The organism is Nostoc sp., from assembly GCF_036919815.1.
GTDB lineage: Bacteria > Cyanobacteriota > Cyanobacteriia > Cyanobacteriales > Nostocaceae > Nostoc.
On sequence record NZ_JBALCE010000118.1, the window covers coordinates 28520 to 45663 of the forward strand.

A 17144-nucleotide genomic window follows, 5' to 3' on the forward strand; every position below is an offset into this window, starting at 1 on the left:
TATGCGATGAGGATGAATTACGAGATTGGTAGTTAGAATCAGCAAAAGTGTAGTGGTTAGGTTATGTCCGGGCGATCGCTTTGCTGTTCTCCAGAAGGTATCCAAAAAGCAAAAAAAGCTTTGCTCGGCAGTTCCTTAACTCAAAAAGCATTAGCGGATGAGTTAGAAGTAACTCGCCAGCCGATCGGAAAATTCTTTACAGGTAAACCTGTTGACCGCAATCTCTTTGTCCAAATTTGCGACAGACTAAACCTAGAGTGGGAAGAAATAGTTGCTGAACCGGCTAGTGAAGCAGAGGTAAATCAAGACAACAGCATTGATATTGGTGCGATCGTGCAAGAGGTGCGCGAAAAGCTAAAACCTAGCATTCAAGAACTTTGCGGCACAATGCGGGTGCTAGATATGACTCAGCCCATTGAGTTGAATGACATTTACACCAGCGTCAATATATTAGAGAAAATCACTGGACAGCAACGGTTAGGAATTGATGAATTATTGCAAGAATGTACAAATGAGGATTTTGACCGCTTTACACTGACGAGGATCACTGCAAAACGAGTACCAGGACTGGAAGCGGTTGAGAAATATTCCAAGCTGATGATTTTGGGTAAACCAGGGGCAGGTAAAACCACATTTCTGAAGTATTTAGCGATTCAGTGTATTGGAGGTGAATTTCAGGCTGAACGTGTTCCGATTTTTGTCACCCTCAAAAATTTTGCGGAAGCTGCAAACAAACCTGGCTTATTGCAACACATCACTGAAGAAGCGATAAATCCTATCTCTTCTATCCGAGATGTACTAACCTATGGCAAGGTATTAGTTTTACTCGATGGGTTGGATGAAGTTAGAGAAGAGGATAGTAACCGTGTATTAAAAGAAATTCGTGAATTTTCCGATCGTTTCCCAAAAAATCAGTTTGTTATGACCTGCCGGATTGCAGCAAAGGAGTATACTTTTGAGAAGTTTACAGAGGTGGAAGTTGCTGATTTTAACGATGGCCAAATTTTCAACTTTACCAATAAGTGGTTTAAGGATAAAGCTGTAAAACCAGAGACTTTTATCAAATGTCTCAAAGAAAATAACCGCATCAAAGAACTTGCAACAAGTCCGCTGCTGCTGACGTTACTTTGTTTAGCATTTGAAGAGTCAGGAGATTTTCCTGCAAATCGTTCTGAGTTATATAAAGAAGGACTAGATGCGTTATTGAAAAAATGGGATGCCAAGCGGGGAATTCAACGCGATCAGATTTATAAAAAGCTATCAGTTCAACGCAAAGAAGATTTACTCAGCAAAATGGCGTTGACTACCTTTGAGGGAAGTGAATATTTCTTCAAGCAAAAAGTAGCAGAACAATACATTACAGAATACATCCGCAATTTACCCGATGCTAATACTGACGAAGAAGCATTGCAAGTTGACAGTGAGCAAGTTTTGCGTTCAATTGAACATCATCATGGACTAGTTGTAGCAAGGGCAAAAGGGATTTACTCATTTTCTCACCTCACATTTCATGAGTATTTTACAGCTAGAGAATTTGTGGTTGTCAGACAGTCATCAGAGGAAGCACTGCAAAATCTTGTTAGCCATATTACTGAGAAGCGCTGGCGGGAAGTCTTTTTGCTGGCGGTTGCGATGTCTCCAAGTTCAGATCGGTTATTGCTGTTGCTCAAAGACAAAATTGATTTTATAGTGGCTGACGATCAGAGGTTGCAGGAGTTTCTTCTGTGGGTAAGAAAAAAATCTCTTTCCGTTAAGTTTTCTTACAAACCAGCAGCAGTTAGGGGCTTTTACCTCTCCCTCTCCCTCAACCTCTCCCTCGATCTCTCCCTCGATCTCTCCCTCTCCCTCTCTCTCGACCTCTCCTTCTACCGATGCCTCTCCCTCAACCTCGACCTCGAGCTCTCCCGATCCCTCTCCCGATCCCTCTCCCGATCCCTCTCCCGATTCCTCGACCTCTCCCTCGAACTCTCCCGATCCCTCTTCCTCTCCCTCGACCCAGAACTCAAGAATTTGCTGCAAAAACTTCAAGAGCAACTACCAAGCAGACAAGACAGGCAAGAATCTCAGAAATGGTGGTTAGCTAATGGGAAGGCTTGGTGTGAAGAATTAAGACTAGTAATGATTAAACATCGCAATATTGGTCATGATTGGCAGTTCAGTAACGAGCAAAAGGAATTGCTTCAGCAATATTATGATGCCAATAAATTACTGGTAGATTGCCTAAATAGGGATTGTTATGTCAGCCTTGAAGTACGACAGCAAATAGAAGATACTTTACTATTACCGATCGCAGAGATTAAACAGCGTCAGCAGCAATCTTAAATACACATATAGCAGATAGTTGATCTTTCAGTCCCACAGGTAAATCATTCGTTAAGAAAGCGAAAATATTTCCCAAGTCCTAGCAAATAAATCTAGAATAGAAGCAAGAGTTTGCAGTCAGCCCATTCGCCTCTATTCAGTGGTGTAGATATGTGAACGTAAACAATGAAACAACTCTGGAAACTATTAGACTTATTTTGCGTCACGTCAGGATCTCACCCTCTATTTGCTGACGCACATTAGCAGAATACAAATTCTGAGGAGCGATATCTCCGATAGGCGTAGCTGCAACAAATACTCCACGTCCTATAAGCACTTTCATCTTCGGAATACGTCTATAGACAGGTTCAAAAACAATCAGAAACAAACTCAGTGAATCCCCGTCATTACATACATCACATACACAAAGGATAACCCTCTTATGAGTCGCCTACATCAATGGAAATTTGGAACTGCTGCACTTATGGCAATGACCGTTACTACAAGCGTCATTAGCCCCCTATTCAGCTTGACTCCTGCGAATGCTCAATATAGGATTGGGCAAGACAGAATTGGGCAATACGGAAACGTGACTATTCCTTCTGGGGTTGATTTTCCTGTCACCTACGAAAAAGAGACAATTACTATTGCTCCTGGGGAAACTAAATCTCTAACCTTGAGAATAGCCAATAACATTATGGACAGAAATAGAAATGTTTTAATTCCTGCTGGTACTAAAGTAATTGGACAGCTAGAATCTGTTGACTTAGATAATAGTTATTCAAGAGAGACAGATGATAACAAAGGAAAAGGCGTGCGGTTTGTAGCTCAAGAATTAGAATTTTCCAATGGTCAGCGTCAGTCAATTAATGCAACTTCTCGGACATACACCAGAACTGAAAGAGTTTCCCAAGGGCCTAGCACAGGTCAGGTTTTAACTGATGCAGCTATTGGTGGGGGTGCTGGTCTTTTAGGTTCATTAATTACTGGTAATCGCCGAATTGACGATTTAAAACCTGTTGTCGGTGCGGCTGCGGGTGCGGGTGCGAGTGTGCTGTTGCGGAAAAAACAAGCAAATGTCTTTGTCCTCAGACCTGCACAAGATTTGAAGCTGACACTGAATTCTAACTTGAATTTAGTACCACCATCCCGCTACTAGATTTTACTCCATTTAAGTTGTGACTTTAATCACCCATGATCGGCGATCGCACTTTAACTATAGTGTGCGATCGCCTTCATTTTTAACCCGAAAAAATTCTATTTTCCAGGAACTATTCTATCTCTGTATCGTCTGAATCGGTATCTATATTCATTGGAATATTTATTTAATTGCATTATGGGGAGCTAGGAAAGTCGGCTCTATTAGACATCTCCAAAAAAGAATGTAGAGACGTAGCACTGCTACGTCTCTACAAGGGTTCTGGGTAACGCATATTTAATTTCTGGAGATGTCTATTGTATTCTGTATCCAAAAGAATATTCAAAATTCCTGAATATTCTGATATTTTTATTGAAGAGTGCCGATAAAGGAGTATTTTATTGTGGTAATTCAAGGTTTCAGTTTAAGCGCATATCTGGCAATTCCCGTGGTGTTAAGTCTTTTGGCTGGGGCAGAAAGGATAAAAGTATCTTTAGTTAAAAACGTCCGTCAGGTATCCACTAACAAGGAAATGACCCTATCCAGCCGCGAGCTAATCAGCACTGCCGCGACTCCGAAAACATACTATATTAGTGGTACTGGAAACGACCAAAATAGTGGACTTTCTTCTTCAGCCGCCTTTAGGACAATTCAAAAGGCAGCAAATTTGACTAACCCTGGCGATACAGTATTGATTATGAACGGAGTATATACAAATTTACCCCAAGCTGGGAGTGCACTAAATATTAAACGTTCTGGAACTGCAAAAGCATGGATTACGTATAAAGCATATCCTGGGCATTTCCCAAAAATTCAGCACAATACATGGAACGGTATCGTGGTTTCAAGTGGAGCTTCATATATTGAGATAAATGGGCTGGAGGTCATTGGGAACAATGCTAATGTAACCCTTGATTATGCGATGAGTCAGAAGACTAACAAAACAAATCGGCTGACAAACGGAAACTGCATAAACATTGACGGACGAACCAATGGTCATGTTCATCACATCCGTATTCTGAACAACAAAGTGCATGACTGTGGAGGAGGAGGTATTGGATCAATGGAGGCTGATTATGTGACAATAGATAATAACGTCGTGTTCAATAATGCCTGGTACAGCATTTATGGTTGCAGTGGTATTGGAATGTTGAACAATTGGAATTCTGACAACAACCAGGGATATAAGATGTTTGTTACCAACAACAAGAGCTACAACAATCGGATGTACATCCCTTGGATTGCAGTCGGAAAGATCACAGACGGTAACGGCATTATTATCGATAGTACAAGCAATTTTAATAAGCCCCAATTGGGTGAATATAAAGGACGTACTTTAGTTAAAAATAATCTGACATTTAATAATGGTGGATCAGGGATTCATTCATTTTTTAGCGATCATGTTGATATTGTAAATAACACTGCTGTTTTAAATAATCAGAGTCCCGAAATTAAAGGTGGGCAAATATATGCTCATACATCATCTGATGTCAGAATTCTAAATAACATTCTTTATGCTTTTCCTGGCAAGGATATCAATATTAACAAAAAAAATAAAAATGTTATTTATGATTATAATATCTACATGAATAGTTCTAAGATAAGTGTTAAGGGTCCTCACGATATTGTTGCAGACTCAGAGTTTTTAAGTAAGCATCCCACTCTAAAAAAAATATCTGAGGATTGGAAATCGCGGCTAGAGAAACAAGATCCACCAACGCGGACTTATGTAGAGTCTAAGTCAGGAGGTTTTGTTTGTGGACCAGTGAGTTATCGTTTGCAAGAGAAACTCATCAAAGTAGGATGCTCGCTGCAATCTTTGGCTCAAGTTGCTTTTTCTGATGTTTCATCTAACTATTGGGCGGCACAATTTATTCAACAATTGTCACAGCAAGGTGTAATTGTTGGATTTCCTGATGGTAGCTTCCGCCCTGAAGAACCTGTGACACGCGCTCAATTTGCCGCTATGGTCAACAAAGCTTTCCCAAAAGCACAGCAACGGCAGGCAATCAATTTTACTGATGTGCCCAGCAAGTATTGGGCATCCAGTGCGATTGAGCAAGCTTATACCATTGGTTTCTTATCAGGTTATCCTAGAAATCGCTTTGAGCCTAACCAAGTTATTCCCCGCGAACAGGTTTTGGTTTCCCTCGCTAACGGTCTGAAATATACTCCTGGCGGGAATACCGAAAGCACTCTCCAATATTTCAACGATGCCTCTAACATCGCTAGCTATGCCCGTAGCCCGATCGCCGCAGCAACTCAGAAGCAAATTGTGGTCAACTATCCGAATGTGAAGTTGCTAAATCCAACCGCAACTGCTACACGGGCGCAGGTAGCAGCTTTTATCTACCAGGCGTTGGTTAGTTCTAATCAAGCCTCAGCAATTAACTCGCCCTATGTCGTGTCAAATGTCAGCAATTAACTGCCCTATGTCGCGGCTGTCTGCTCTACGCACAGGTCAGATTTTCACAACACTGAGTGCTGAGTCCTGTTAGCGGATAGCTATGGTTTAGCCCGTGCTGAGTTGAGTCAAGTAAAAAAAATACTCAGCACTTATGTACTTGGTACAAGCCCCGCCCCTTGTGGGCGGAATCTTCTTGACTCAAGAGGTAGGTTGATACCCCACAAGAAAGCGGGTGGTCTTTTAACTCAGCACTCTAAGCCGAGGAACTCAGCACTCTTCATTGATGCAGTTATTGGTGGGGTGCTGGTCTTTTAGGTTGACTAATATTGGCAACAACAGAGTTGACGATTTAAAAGCTGTTATCGGTGCGGGTACTTAATCATTCCCCATAGGCGATCGCCACTTTAACTATAGTGCGCGATCGCTTTCATTTTTAACCCTAAAAAATTCTATTTAATAGCAACTATTCTATCTCTGTATCCTCTGACTCAGTATCCATATTTATGAGAATACTTAAAAGGTAATAGGGTGATTAGACTACTTCTATTTCCTAAGTAGGGCGGCGTAAATAATTAAAGGTTTGTAGACAAGACTTTAGCCATCATTTTAGGGCTTCAGCCCTTACTACAAAATAATCTCAAGATTTGTTAGATTACTTAACCTAGTTTTATTTATTCTCGCCTACTTGTCTACTTCCTTTGATAGACATTTTGGGATTATGACTATATGCCTAAGGTAATGCTTTTTACAAAGACTAGAAAAAATTGGGAACCTCACACTTCAGTAAATGTCTAATTAGTTAACAGTAAAAATACTAATTGTAGTGGAGTAACAAATAATGTTTACTTTAAATCGTTGGCAATCTCGAACAGCTGCACTCATGGCTTTGAGCGTCACAGTCGGTACAGTAGCCCCTTTCATTACAGCTTCGCCATCTTTAGCTCAAACGACTTTTTCTGATGTTTCATCTAACTATTGGGCAGCACAATTTATTCAACAATTGTCACAGCGAGGTGTAATTGCCGGGTTTCCTGATGGTAGCTTCCGCCCTGAAGAACCGGTGACACGCGCTCAATTTGCCGCTATGGTCAACAAAGCTTTCCAAAAAGCACAGCAACGGCAGGCAATCAATTTTACTGATGTACCCAGCAACTATTGGGCATCCAGTGCCATTGAGCAAGCTTATACCATTGGTTTCTTATCAGGTTATCCTGGAAATCGCTTTGAGCCTAACCAAGCTATTCCCCGCGAGCAGGTTTTAGTTTCCCTCGCTAACGGTTTGGCATATACTCCTAGCGGTAATACCGAAAGTACTCTGCAATATTTCAACGATGCCTCTAATATCGCCAGCTATGCCCGTAGCCCGATCGCCGCAGCAACCCAAAAGCAAATTGTGGTCAACTATCCGAATGTGAAGTTCCTGAATCCAACCGCAACTGCTACACGCGCGCAGGTAGCAGCTTTTATCTATCAGGCGTTGGTTAGTTCTAACCAAGTTTCAGCAATTAACTCACCCTATGTCGTGGCGGCTGTCGGGTCTACTACCCCAACACCTGGATCAGTCACAATTCCCCAAGGGACTGCTATTGCAGTGAAGTATGACAAAGCAGAAAAAATTCTGGTTACAAAGGATGAAACAGCGCCTTTGACATTGACAGTATCCCAAAACGTAGTTACGCAACAAGGAACTATAGTGATTCCTGCTGGTAGTCAGGTTATTGGTCAACTCAAACCTGCGACAGGCGGTTCTCAATTCGTTGCCGAGAAACTAGTTTTGGCCAATGGTCAGGAGTATCAACTGAACGCTACTTCAGAAGTGATTACCAAAACTGAAACCGTCAAGAAGGGTATTAGTACTAGTGCAATTATCAAGGATACTGTATTGGGCGCAGGTGCAGCGACTGCGATATCTACTGTCACTGGCGATCGCGCCATTGCCACAGAAGAAATCTTGGGTGGCGCTGGTATTGGTGCGTTGGTTGGTCTGCTCTTAGGTAAGAATAGTGTTGACTTAATCGCCATTGACCCAAATACCGATTTACAAATGACAATCAATCAGAACTTGTTGGTTTCACTTAGATAGTTATTGGGCATTGGGCATTAGTATTTACAAATGACGAATGACTAATGACTAATGACTAATGACTAATTCTGAACTTCCGGCAACCAAATAATAAACGTAGTCCCCGGCGCATTGGGTGAAGTTAGCTGAGAGTTGATTGCAGGGCTGAAAACCTCGATTTCGCCCTGCATTTGCTCTATTAATTGTTTAGCGATCGCTAACCCCAAACCTGTACCAGGGATTTCTGTTTGCGCTTGTACACCCCGATAATGTCGTTCTCCAAGATGTTCGAAATCTTGGGGTGGAATCCCAGGCCCGTTGTCACTGATGACAATTCCCTGAAAATTAGCTTTTTCTTGCCCCGCCTGAATTAAAATTTTACCACCAGTGGGAGTGTATTTCAATGCATTATCGATGATGTTAGTTAAAACCTCTCGTAATGCTTTGACGTTGGCACGTACTAGGGGGGAATTCTGTTGAATTTCAGTTACTAGTTTTAGCTTTCGCTCTTGGGCGATCGCTTTGGCTGATATTAATAATGGTTCTAATATATTTGCTAGCGAGCAGTCAACTGCTTTATCTCCCGTTCCCGGCAATAATAACGGCGGTTTAGCGGATTTTTGGATAGTTGCTTCTACAAACACTTCATTTTCGCCCAGATGTAGTGGTGCTAAATCTGCCTCTGTCAAGTCGATTACTTGATCAAATTGTTGCAGCAGTTCTTGGAGGCGATCGCTTTCCCGCACAATACTATTTGCCACATTCCGGTTAGCGTCTGCTGGTTGCAGTCGTTTCAATAGCAGTTTGCCAAAAGTCCGCAATGCCGTTAATGGGTTACGAAACTGATGCAACAGGTTATCTAGCAAATCGCGCTGTTTTTCTTGGAGAATTTGTTGCTCACGCAATTGCTGCTCAAACCATGCTCGTCGCTGATCTAAAATACAAGCGATCGCTAATGTTTGGGCTATCCGTTGAATCTGACTTTCCTCCTGTTCATTCCATGCGCGATCTTCCCTACCTGTCACCAGTAACCCCATCATCACACCCTCATAGACCAGAGGTAAAACAATTTGATTACCACTAAATAAGTATTCCTCTTTTAGATGCGGCCCAGACGCATCTGGGATCTCCGACTCCCGTGACGAAGTTGGAGATTCTGACCCTGGTGTTAATAACCTTCTCTGAGGATGGGGTAATACAAACACATTTCCAACTTGAAGTTGCTTGTGTACCGTCGCTTCCGCAGTTTCCTCCCCCGGCGATAATAATGCTGTTTCCGGGTAAATCACCACTGGAATCAGTTTGGCCTCACCTGAAGGAGTCTCTACCAATTCTTGTGTTAGGTACACAATACTTAAAGTTGCTCCCAGCCCTTGGGTTAGCAGCGCTATTTGCTCTCGACACAGAGCAAGAAAATCGGAACTGGCAGACATTAACATTTTTTAGCTCTTGCTCAAGATTACAGATTTTGAGGCATGATTAAGAAAGGATACTTAGTTTTTACCTCACTCATTTAATAAAGCTTAACTAAAATCTTCTTCGTGATGGTTTCTACCAGGGGATTATATCCTTATGTGATTTTATTTTCTCTATCTTCAAAAATATTAATTTTCTTATATTAAAAGGTGAAAAACTATTGATATTTTGAACTAGAACCTATATAATGACGACAAATTTTGTAGCTATTACTACAATCTCTAGCTTGAAAGAGGAGGACAATATATTGGCAAGAAGACGCAAAAGGAAGAGTCGTCGTCGTCAGGAAGGACGGCGGATTCTGGAACATGTGCCTCAATATAGCATCGAAAGTGGCGAAGAAAAACCTGTGACAGCAGCGAGAAGATTCATTCAAGCTGAAGGTATCTTGCCACCTGCGTTGCTACTTGTAAAACGAAATGAACACACCACAGATCGTTATTTCTGGGCAGAAAAGGGACTGTTTGGTGCTCAATACGTAGAGGAAAACCATTTCTTGTTTCCTAGCTTGAGGGTGTTAGAACCTTCGCCAGGTCAAGAACCTGTTACTTTAGCTAGTCGATGAACCATAGATGGTCATCTTTGGCATTGAATGTGGCTTCTGACTATCATTAACTGGCAAAATTGCTAAGTTTATGCAAAATTTAATTTTTTTTTAGTTTCTAGCTGATTTGCCAGTCAAGCTAGTCCAGGTAGTTAGAAAGTAAACTTGTCTCAAACCACACTAGATAGCATGGGTTGATACTATTTTGATGATCCAAAAAGGAGTGAGTATAGAGCCAAGCGTGTTTAAAAGCGCTAGTGAAGTTGCGCTCTTATGCCGTGGATTGTTAAGCAAGCTCTGTCAACAAATTTAAGTTAATGAATTTAAATTTTTCCCCACAACTTATGTTGTGGGGAAAATTGACAAAGCAGCAGCCTTGATTTTCTCCTTCCTACTTTGCATTGCCTAAAGAGTAGGTCAGGTCAGAAGTCTGCATATCATAGTCAAGAGATGGTTACAAAAATCAACAATTATTCACCAGGCTTTAGCTGTAGAGTCCTCTGTAACTCACTGAGTTCATCTCGATGGGCAACTACAGTGATCTTACTTGAGGAGGTTTGTTCGCTCTGAGTTGTTTCTACTTTCAGCGACACCTTCTCAAGTCTTCCAGATTTTTGCCAATAAAATAGACCGCTTAAAGGCGACAGCAATACCATAGCCAGAACAAGGGTACTGAGGCTAGGAAAAAGCAGGGACACTATTAATGATAGACAAACAATACCAGTAGCTGCTAGTAGAGTTAGAAATATAGCTAAGAACCAGCTGGGGCGAACATTACCTTCAAAAGTCACCTGGTTTTGTTCTCGGTCTACCCCTGCCACTCGGTAAGACCGCGATCGAAAATACTCTTTTAATTGAGACATTAAAGCAGCTTCGTCTCGCTCAGATAGCAGTTGTGCTGTTTGTGTGCGGTCTTTAGTCGAGGCACGAATAAAGAAAAACAGCCCAACCGATAACAACAAGGTTAGCAGGAACGTAGATGGCAGAATAGCAGTATCCATAACTAATTGTTAGTGTTTGATTGGAGGAGACTTATTCATTATCAATTATTCGTTATACCAATTTGAACAATGATTGTGACAAATGCAGCGCCAGTGCGATGATTAGGGACTCTTCCACAATCCAAAATCTCAAATCTAAAATGGTAAGTAAGTTGGCGCGAAAAAACCCAAGTATGTTACGAAACGTAAATAGGCTTAAAGCCCTTACTAATGACCAATGACCAATGACAAATGACAGCCTTCACCAGTTAGCTTTAATTGTGCCGATCTACTTATTACTTTCTCCCATTAATGTAGTTTTGCCAAAGAAAAGCTAAATCCTGCGCTTGAACTTGCCATTCGGGAGAAACTTGGTACATTCGCCTGGGGCGTCCCCGTCCTTCGAGTTTCTTCCAATATCCACTGATTGCCCTTTCGTCTTCCAGAAATTTGATTGCACTATAAAGTACGGTATCCGAAAGCCTATAGGTGGGATATTCAGTTTCTAATTGCTCAATCAATTCGGTTCCGTAGGATTCATTTTGTAACAAAACAGACAGGATGTAACAAACTGCAACTTCCTGACAAAGGTAAGTTGGCGGAGGATTCTCAAAGAATTGATATATATCCTCAAGTTTCATGGTTAGTGAATGGCTAAAAAAATGCCTTAGGGTAAGCTATACAATCTTTGTAGTCAGTATACAGTGCTACTGCTAAGTCAGTAATATATATAAAGCTACTTAGACTAAATTTCCCAAGCGTAAACACCAAATAATTACCCACGCCTGTGAAGTTGTGGGACGAGTTTGCAAGTTGTAGGGGCACAAAATAGTGTACCTCTACTCAAGCTCGATAGGGTGTGGTGAGGAGCGAACAGACAGTGGCGAAGTCACTACCTTGGTGTTAAGTGATGTCGTTCTGGTTAGAACTGCTTAAGCAATAAAATGCCATCGAAGAAATTTTACAGGTAAAATCGAATTTTGTCTGTAAAACTTAATAAACACTTTGTTTTACAGTGATTTTCCGAATGCAGATTCTAAAAGTTTAAGCTAAGGGATATGTCTGGATTAAAGCTGCTACGCCTGTGGACACACCTAAGCAGTAATCATTTCTGATTTCCTCGACTTGAGAATCTCTTGTCCGATTTGGCAAGTGTGATAGTAAATTTATCAAAGAAGACCTGATTTTTCACGTTGTATGGAAAACCCACGAAAAACCTAACCCCCTTCCCGACGCGGGAAGGAAGGGGAAAATTCAAAGTTTCTCTTCTTCTAGGACAGGACTTACGCAAACAATAGCCGAAACCCTTATTTTGACGTAGGGGCAATTCATGAATTGCCCCTACAGCGTGTACTTCTGCGTAAGTCCTATAGGAGAAAGGTTTTCCAAATACCGTGAAAAGTCAGAAAGAAGACGCTGGGACTAGGGGAAACAACTCTCCGTGTCTCCGTGTCCTCGCGTCCCTTAATCAAGCGCCCAGCACATTGGTTCACAGTATGTCAAAAACTCCCGATGCCCCATCGTCTTCCTCAACTCTTAGGGCGATTGCCCAAACTTTTCGCCTTACAGGTTGGATTAGCTTCTGGATTCAGCTAGTACTAGGCGTTGTTTCTAGCATAATTGTGCTGCTGTTCGCCGTCTTTAATCAAAGAACTGGCAGTCCTAGTAATAATCCTGGGACTGGTTTTGGCGTATTTTTAGCAATTTGTGGACTGGTCATTTTGGGTGGGGGGATTTATTTAGCTTACCGTTACACTAGAATTGGCAAGCAACTGGAATCCTCGAATCCCAGCAACCGCCCTCGGAAAAGCGAGAGTGTGCAAGTATTACGCTTAGGGCTGTGGGTGAATTTAGGAGGAACGCTGGTGACTCTTTTGGGGGCGCAAGCGATCGTTGGGACACTGGTAGCAAGATCCATATCTCCCCAAGCTATAACTACCCAATTGTTTGACCCAACCCGGATTATTAGCGGTCTAGATATGCTTGTAGTACAGGCAAACACCAACACTGTTTCAGCCCACTTTGCCGGGCTTGTGGCGTCACTTTGGCTACTCAATCGCATTAACCGAGCTTAGTATAAGCGTAGAGTCGGGGAGAGTAAATAATTAAATTTATATTGCGTAAGGGACTGACAAATAAAAAAATACTCACAGGACTTATTGTGGGGTGGGCATCTTGTCCGCCCTAGAAAAAGGCGGGCAAGATGCCCACCCCACAAGTAGTAGTAATTTATTTGTTGGAAATCCCTAAGTAGTTTGATTTATTCTTGCCCACTTACTTACCAGTTCATGATTGGTTAAAACTGATTTTTGCAATAAACTTTGCTTTTCTGCTCATGCCAAGGCAAAATCAGTATATGCTGATGTGTTGGCAGGTAGATAATAGGCTAAAAACTGAGAAAAATCTGTGCTGGATATCAAGCAAATACGGGAAAATCCGCAATTAGTTCAAGAACGATTGAATAGTCGTAGTGGTAAATACGACATTGAACCGATATTACAGTTAGATCGGCAACAACGGGAACTTGAGGGGAGGCGTAGTCAACTCCAAGCTCGTAGCAACGAAATTGGTAAAATTGTCGGGCAAAAGATTAAATCTGGGATAAATCCTCAAGACTCGGAAATTCAAGCTTTGCGGGATGAAGGTAATTCTGTCAAAGCAACGTTGAGCCAATTGGAACCGCAGGAAAAAGACCTCAAAGTTGAAATTGCCCAACTTGTGTTGGCACTTCCCAACTTACCAAGCGACTCTACACCCCTTGGAAAGAATGAGGAAGATAATGTGGAAGTGCGGCGTTGGGGTGATGAGTACATTCCCCAAAATCAGAATATTCTCCCTCACTGGGAAATTGGCGAAAAGTTAGGTATTTTGAATGTTGAGCGAGCTGTAAAAGTTGCCCAAAGTCGCTTTGTGACATTGATAGGCGCTGGCGCGGCTTTGGAAAGGGCATTAATTCAATTTATGCTGACTCTCCATACTCAAGCTGGGTATGTGGAAGTTAGTCCGCCTCTGTTAGTTAATACCGAGTCTTTGACGGCGACCGGTCAGTTACCCAAGTTTGCTGAAGAAAGCTTTAAATGCGCTGATGATGACTTGTGGCTGATTCCTACGGCGGAAGTTCCAGTTACAAATCTCTACCGGGGTGAAATTCTCGCTGCTGAAGATTTGCCTATCTACCACTGTGCTTTTACTCCCTGTTTTCGCCGCGAAGCTGGGAGTTATGGGCGCGATATGCGGGGATTAATTCGCCTGCATCAGTTCAACAAGGTGGAAATGGTGAAGTTTGTCGAACCCAGTACGTCTTTTGATGAACTGGAAAAATTGGTGGGGAATGCAGAAGCAATTTTACAGGCGTTGCAGTTGCCTTACCGAGTCGTAAATTTAAGTAGTGGAGATTTGGGATTTGCCTCTACCAAAACTTATGATTTAGAGGTTTGGTTGCCCTCTTCTGGCAAATACCGCGAAATTTCTAGCTGTTCTAATACTATAGATTTCCAGGCGCGACGCGCTGATATTCGCTTCAAAGAGGCGGGGAAGAAAGGTACCCAGTTTGTACATACTCTGAATGGTTCGGGTTTGGCGGTGGGACGGACGATGGCAGCAATTTTGGAGAATTATCAACAACCTGATGGGACGGTGAGGATACCAGAAGCGCTGCAACCTTACTTGGGGCGTGAAGTTTTGTAATTTGTCATTTGTCACAATTTATGTCCCTGGCTTACCTCACCCTCAATCCCTCTCCTTATAAAGGAGAGGGAAGCTAGAGACAGGATGAAGTTTTGCATTTTATTTAATCCACGTTCGTTAATATTCTGACCTCTCTCCTAAAAGGAGAGAAAGAAGAGAGGCTTTGAATTTTCACCTTTTCCCTATAGTGAACGGGGCTGGGGAGTTAGGTTTGAGTAAAAGTTGCACATGGCGTTCTTTTACCAATGCCCAATGCCCAATGCCCAATGCCCAATTAGAATGGAGATAACTATAGCTTAATATTCTCACTAATTTACTCTATGTCAGTTTTAGCAGCGATCGCAGTCTTGGCTGTTTTGATTTTGGTACACGAGTTGGGACATTTTGTTGCAGCCCGTTCTCAAGGCATTCTCGTTAACCGTTTTTCTTTGGGTTTTGGCCCAGTTCTTTTTAAGTACCAAGGTTCACAAACCGAATATGCTGTCCGCGCTTTTCCCCTGGGCGGCTTCGTGGGCTTTCCCGATGATGACCCCGATAGCGATATTCCACCCAATGACCCAAATCTGCTGCGTAACCGTCCAATTTTAGACCGGGCGATCGTCATCAGTGCCGGAGTGATCGCAAATTTAATATTTGCCTATTTGGTGCTGGCTCTGCAATTGGGTATTGTCGGCATTCCCAAAGAATTAAACTATCAAGCTGGTGTCGCCGTACAGCCTGTTAATCAAGAATCTGTTGCCTATCAAGCAGGAATTCGGGAAGGAGATATTATTCTGGCTGTGAACGGTCAGGAACTTCCGGCTTCTGATAAGTCAACTCCTTTGCTGACAAAAGAGATTCAAACTCATCCCAATCAGCAAATCGAACTGAAAATTCAGCGTGAAAACCAACAAAAAACCCTGAAATTAACACCAAAACTGGGAGCCGATGGCAAAGGTGTAGTTGGTGTGGCACTCAGTCCAAATGCTACAGCAGTTTATCGCCGTCCTAATAGTCCTTTTGAAATTTTCGGCATTGCTGCTAATAGGTTTCAACAATTATTTGTTGGGACACTCGCTGGTTTTGGGCAGTTGATTACTAACTTTCAACAAACTGTTGGACAAGTTTCTGGGCCAGTTAATATTGTCAAAATCGGGGCAAAATTAGCTGCTGATAATATCGTAAACCTGTTGTCTTTTGCCGCAATTATCAGCATTAACTTGGCTATTATCAACATTTTGCCTTTACCAGCTTTGGATGGCGGACAACTCGCTTTTCTGCTGATTGAAGGTTTGCGCGGTAAGCCTGTGCCTGCCCGGATTCAAGAAGGTGTAATGCAAACCGGTTTGGTGTTACTCTTAGGGTTAGGAATTTTTCTGATAGTCAAAGAAACCACCCAATTAACTAGCCAATTGGAATGGGTGCAAAGATTGTTTCAGTGAAAATAGGGAGTGGGAGAGACGCGATTAATCGCGTCTGTACTAAGGAATGGGGAGTCGGGAAAAGAAACTTTCAGCTTTAAGTCAGCGATCGCTAGAAATTTTAGCTCGTCTGAAGCGTCTTTATCCAGATGCTACTTGCTCTTTGAATTACTCAACACCAGTACAATTGTTGGTGGCAACTATTCTCTCGGCTCAGTGTACTGATGAGCGGGTGAATAAGGTGACACCAGCTTTATTTGGTAGATTCCCTGATGCTGCTAGTTTAGCGATCGCTGACTTGGTAGAATTAGAAAACTTGGTGCGTTCAACTGGCTTTTATCGCAATAAAGCTAAGAACATTCAAGCCGCCTGTCGGATGATTGTCACTGAGTTTAACTCTGTTGTCCCCAATGAAATGGAACAGTTGTTAAAACTTCCAGGTGTGGCGCGGAAAACAGCAAATGTAGTCCTGGCTCATGCTTATGGCATTCATGTGGGAGTGACGGTAGATACTCACGTCAAGCGCCTGTGCCAACGTTTGGGTTTAACTGAAGCAAAAGACCCCGTTCGGATTGAGCAAGATTTAATGGGTTTATTGCCGCAGCCTGATTGGGAAAATTGGTCAATTCGACTGATTTATCACGGTCGTGCTATTTGTAAAGCCCGCTCTCCGGTGTGTATCGCTTGTGAGCTTGCCGATTTATGTCCGGCGGCGAATCAGCCAATGGTTGTAGGGTAAGCGACACGAGTAACCCTAGAATTGATGGGGAGGCTGTAGAATAGAGAATGCTGTCTTTAAATAAGTTAAAAAATATATGGCCAAAAAGGGCTTGATTGAGCGCGAGAAAAAGCGCACTAGGTTGATAGAAAAGTATGCTGACAAGCGGGAAGCTCTCTTAGAAGAGTTCAGAAGTGCAGCATCTCCTCTGGATAAGCTGGAAATCCACCGGAAGATTCAACAGTTACCCCGGAATAGTGCGCCCACCCGCCACCGCAACCGTTGCTGGTTGACTGGTCGTTCTAGAGGTGTTTACCGCGATTTTGGACTGTCTCGGAACGTGCTGCGAGAATGGGCGCATGAAGGTCTTTTGCCTGGAGTTGTTAAGTCTAGTTGGTAAAAAGTTAGGAGTTAGGAGTTAGGAGTTGAGA

At 42.5% G+C, this 17144-nt stretch carries 12 protein-coding genes and 1 pseudogene; 10 read left to right on the forward strand and 3 right to left on the reverse strand.

From position 1 onward, the window contains the following. The first annotated feature begins 63 nt into the window (after positions 1 to 63). The 4 genes and pseudogenes from V7K15_RS26485 to V7K15_RS26500 all read left to right on the forward strand — a co-directional run bounded on the left by V7K15_RS26485 (position 64) and on the right by V7K15_RS26500 (position 7929). A complete protein-coding gene (locus V7K15_RS26485; RefSeq protein WP_334910412.1) occupies positions 64 to 2322 on the forward strand; it encodes an NACHT domain-containing NTPase in 2259 nt (752 codons plus the stop codon). A gap of 421 nt (positions 2323 to 2743) precedes the next feature. Beyond that, positions 2744 to 3460, forward strand: coding sequence for a conjugal transfer protein TrbI (locus tag V7K15_RS26490; RefSeq protein ID WP_334910414.1), 717 nt, complete (start codon positions 2744 to 2746; stop codon positions 3458 to 3460). A gap of 1744 nt (positions 3461 to 5204) precedes the next feature. Then, positions 5205 to 5849 (forward strand): annotated as a pseudogene (locus V7K15_RS26495) (S-layer homology domain-containing protein); the annotation flags it as partial. An 835-nt stretch (positions 5850 to 6684) separates the two neighbouring features. Then, positions 6685 to 7929 (forward strand): S-layer homology domain-containing protein, encoded by a 1245-nt coding sequence (locus tag V7K15_RS26500; RefSeq protein WP_334910416.1) that lies wholly within the window; start codon positions 6685 to 6687, stop codon positions 7927 to 7929. Between the two features lie 62 nt (positions 7930 to 7991). Here the strand turns inward: V7K15_RS26500 and V7K15_RS26505 are convergent, their stop codons facing one another. Further along, on the reverse strand, positions 7992 to 9347 hold the full coding sequence (locus tag V7K15_RS26505; RefSeq protein WP_334910418.1) for a GAF domain-containing sensor histidine kinase: 1356 nt from the start codon (positions 9345 to 9347) through the stop codon (positions 7992 to 7994). A 284-nt stretch (positions 9348 to 9631) separates the two neighbouring features. Here V7K15_RS26505 and V7K15_RS26510 point away from each other — a divergent pair, with 284 nt between their 5' ends. Further along, complete coding sequence (locus V7K15_RS26510) at positions 9632 to 9949, forward strand: DUF3155 domain-containing protein (protein WP_334910638.1); 318 nt, start codon at positions 9632 to 9634, stop codon at positions 9947 to 9949. A gap of 449 nt (positions 9950 to 10398) precedes the next feature. On the opposite strand, the gene V7K15_RS26515 is transcribed toward V7K15_RS26510, so the two are convergent. Continuing rightward, positions 10399 to 10929 (reverse strand): cofactor assembly of complex C subunit B, encoded by a 531-nt coding sequence (locus V7K15_RS26515; RefSeq protein WP_334910420.1) that lies wholly within the window; start codon positions 10927 to 10929, stop codon positions 10399 to 10401. A 275-nt stretch (positions 10930 to 11204) separates the two neighbouring features. After that, positions 11205 to 11549 (reverse strand): PadR family transcriptional regulator, encoded by a 345-nt coding sequence (locus tag V7K15_RS26520; RefSeq protein WP_292803157.1) that lies wholly within the window; start codon positions 11547 to 11549, stop codon positions 11205 to 11207. An 855-nt stretch (positions 11550 to 12404) separates the two neighbouring features. Between V7K15_RS26520 and V7K15_RS26525 the strand changes: the two genes are divergently transcribed. From V7K15_RS26525 to rpsN, 5 genes are all read left to right on the forward strand, one after another. Next, on the forward strand, positions 12405 to 12983 hold the full coding sequence (locus V7K15_RS26525; RefSeq protein WP_334910422.1) for a DUF3611 family protein: 579 nt from the start codon (positions 12405 to 12407) through the stop codon (positions 12981 to 12983). A gap of 331 nt (positions 12984 to 13314) precedes the next feature. Further along, positions 13315 to 14595, forward strand: a complete 1281-nt coding sequence (gene serS / locus V7K15_RS26530) for a serine--tRNA ligase (protein WP_334910424.1) — start codon at positions 13315 to 13317, stop codon at positions 14593 to 14595. Positions 14596 to 14915: 320 nt separating this feature from the next. Further along, positions 14916 to 16016 carry an RIP metalloprotease RseP gene (gene rseP, locus V7K15_RS26535; RefSeq protein ID WP_334910426.1) on the forward strand — a complete coding sequence of 367 codons (1101 nt, stop codon included), beginning with the start codon at positions 14916 to 14918 and terminating at the stop codon, positions 16014 to 16016. A 46-nt stretch (positions 16017 to 16062) separates the two neighbouring features. Next, entirely contained in the window at positions 16063 to 16734 is a 672-nt protein-coding gene (nth, locus tag V7K15_RS26540) for an endonuclease III (protein ID WP_334910427.1), read from the forward strand. Positions 16735 to 16810: 76 nt separating this feature from the next. Further along, the gene (gene rpsN / locus V7K15_RS26545) at positions 16811 to 17113 is read left to right on the forward strand and encodes a 30S ribosomal protein S14 (protein WP_292803176.1); all 303 of its coding nucleotides are present in this window, start codon (positions 16811 to 16813) and stop codon (positions 17111 to 17113) included. Positions 17114 to 17144: the final 31 nt, after the last annotated feature.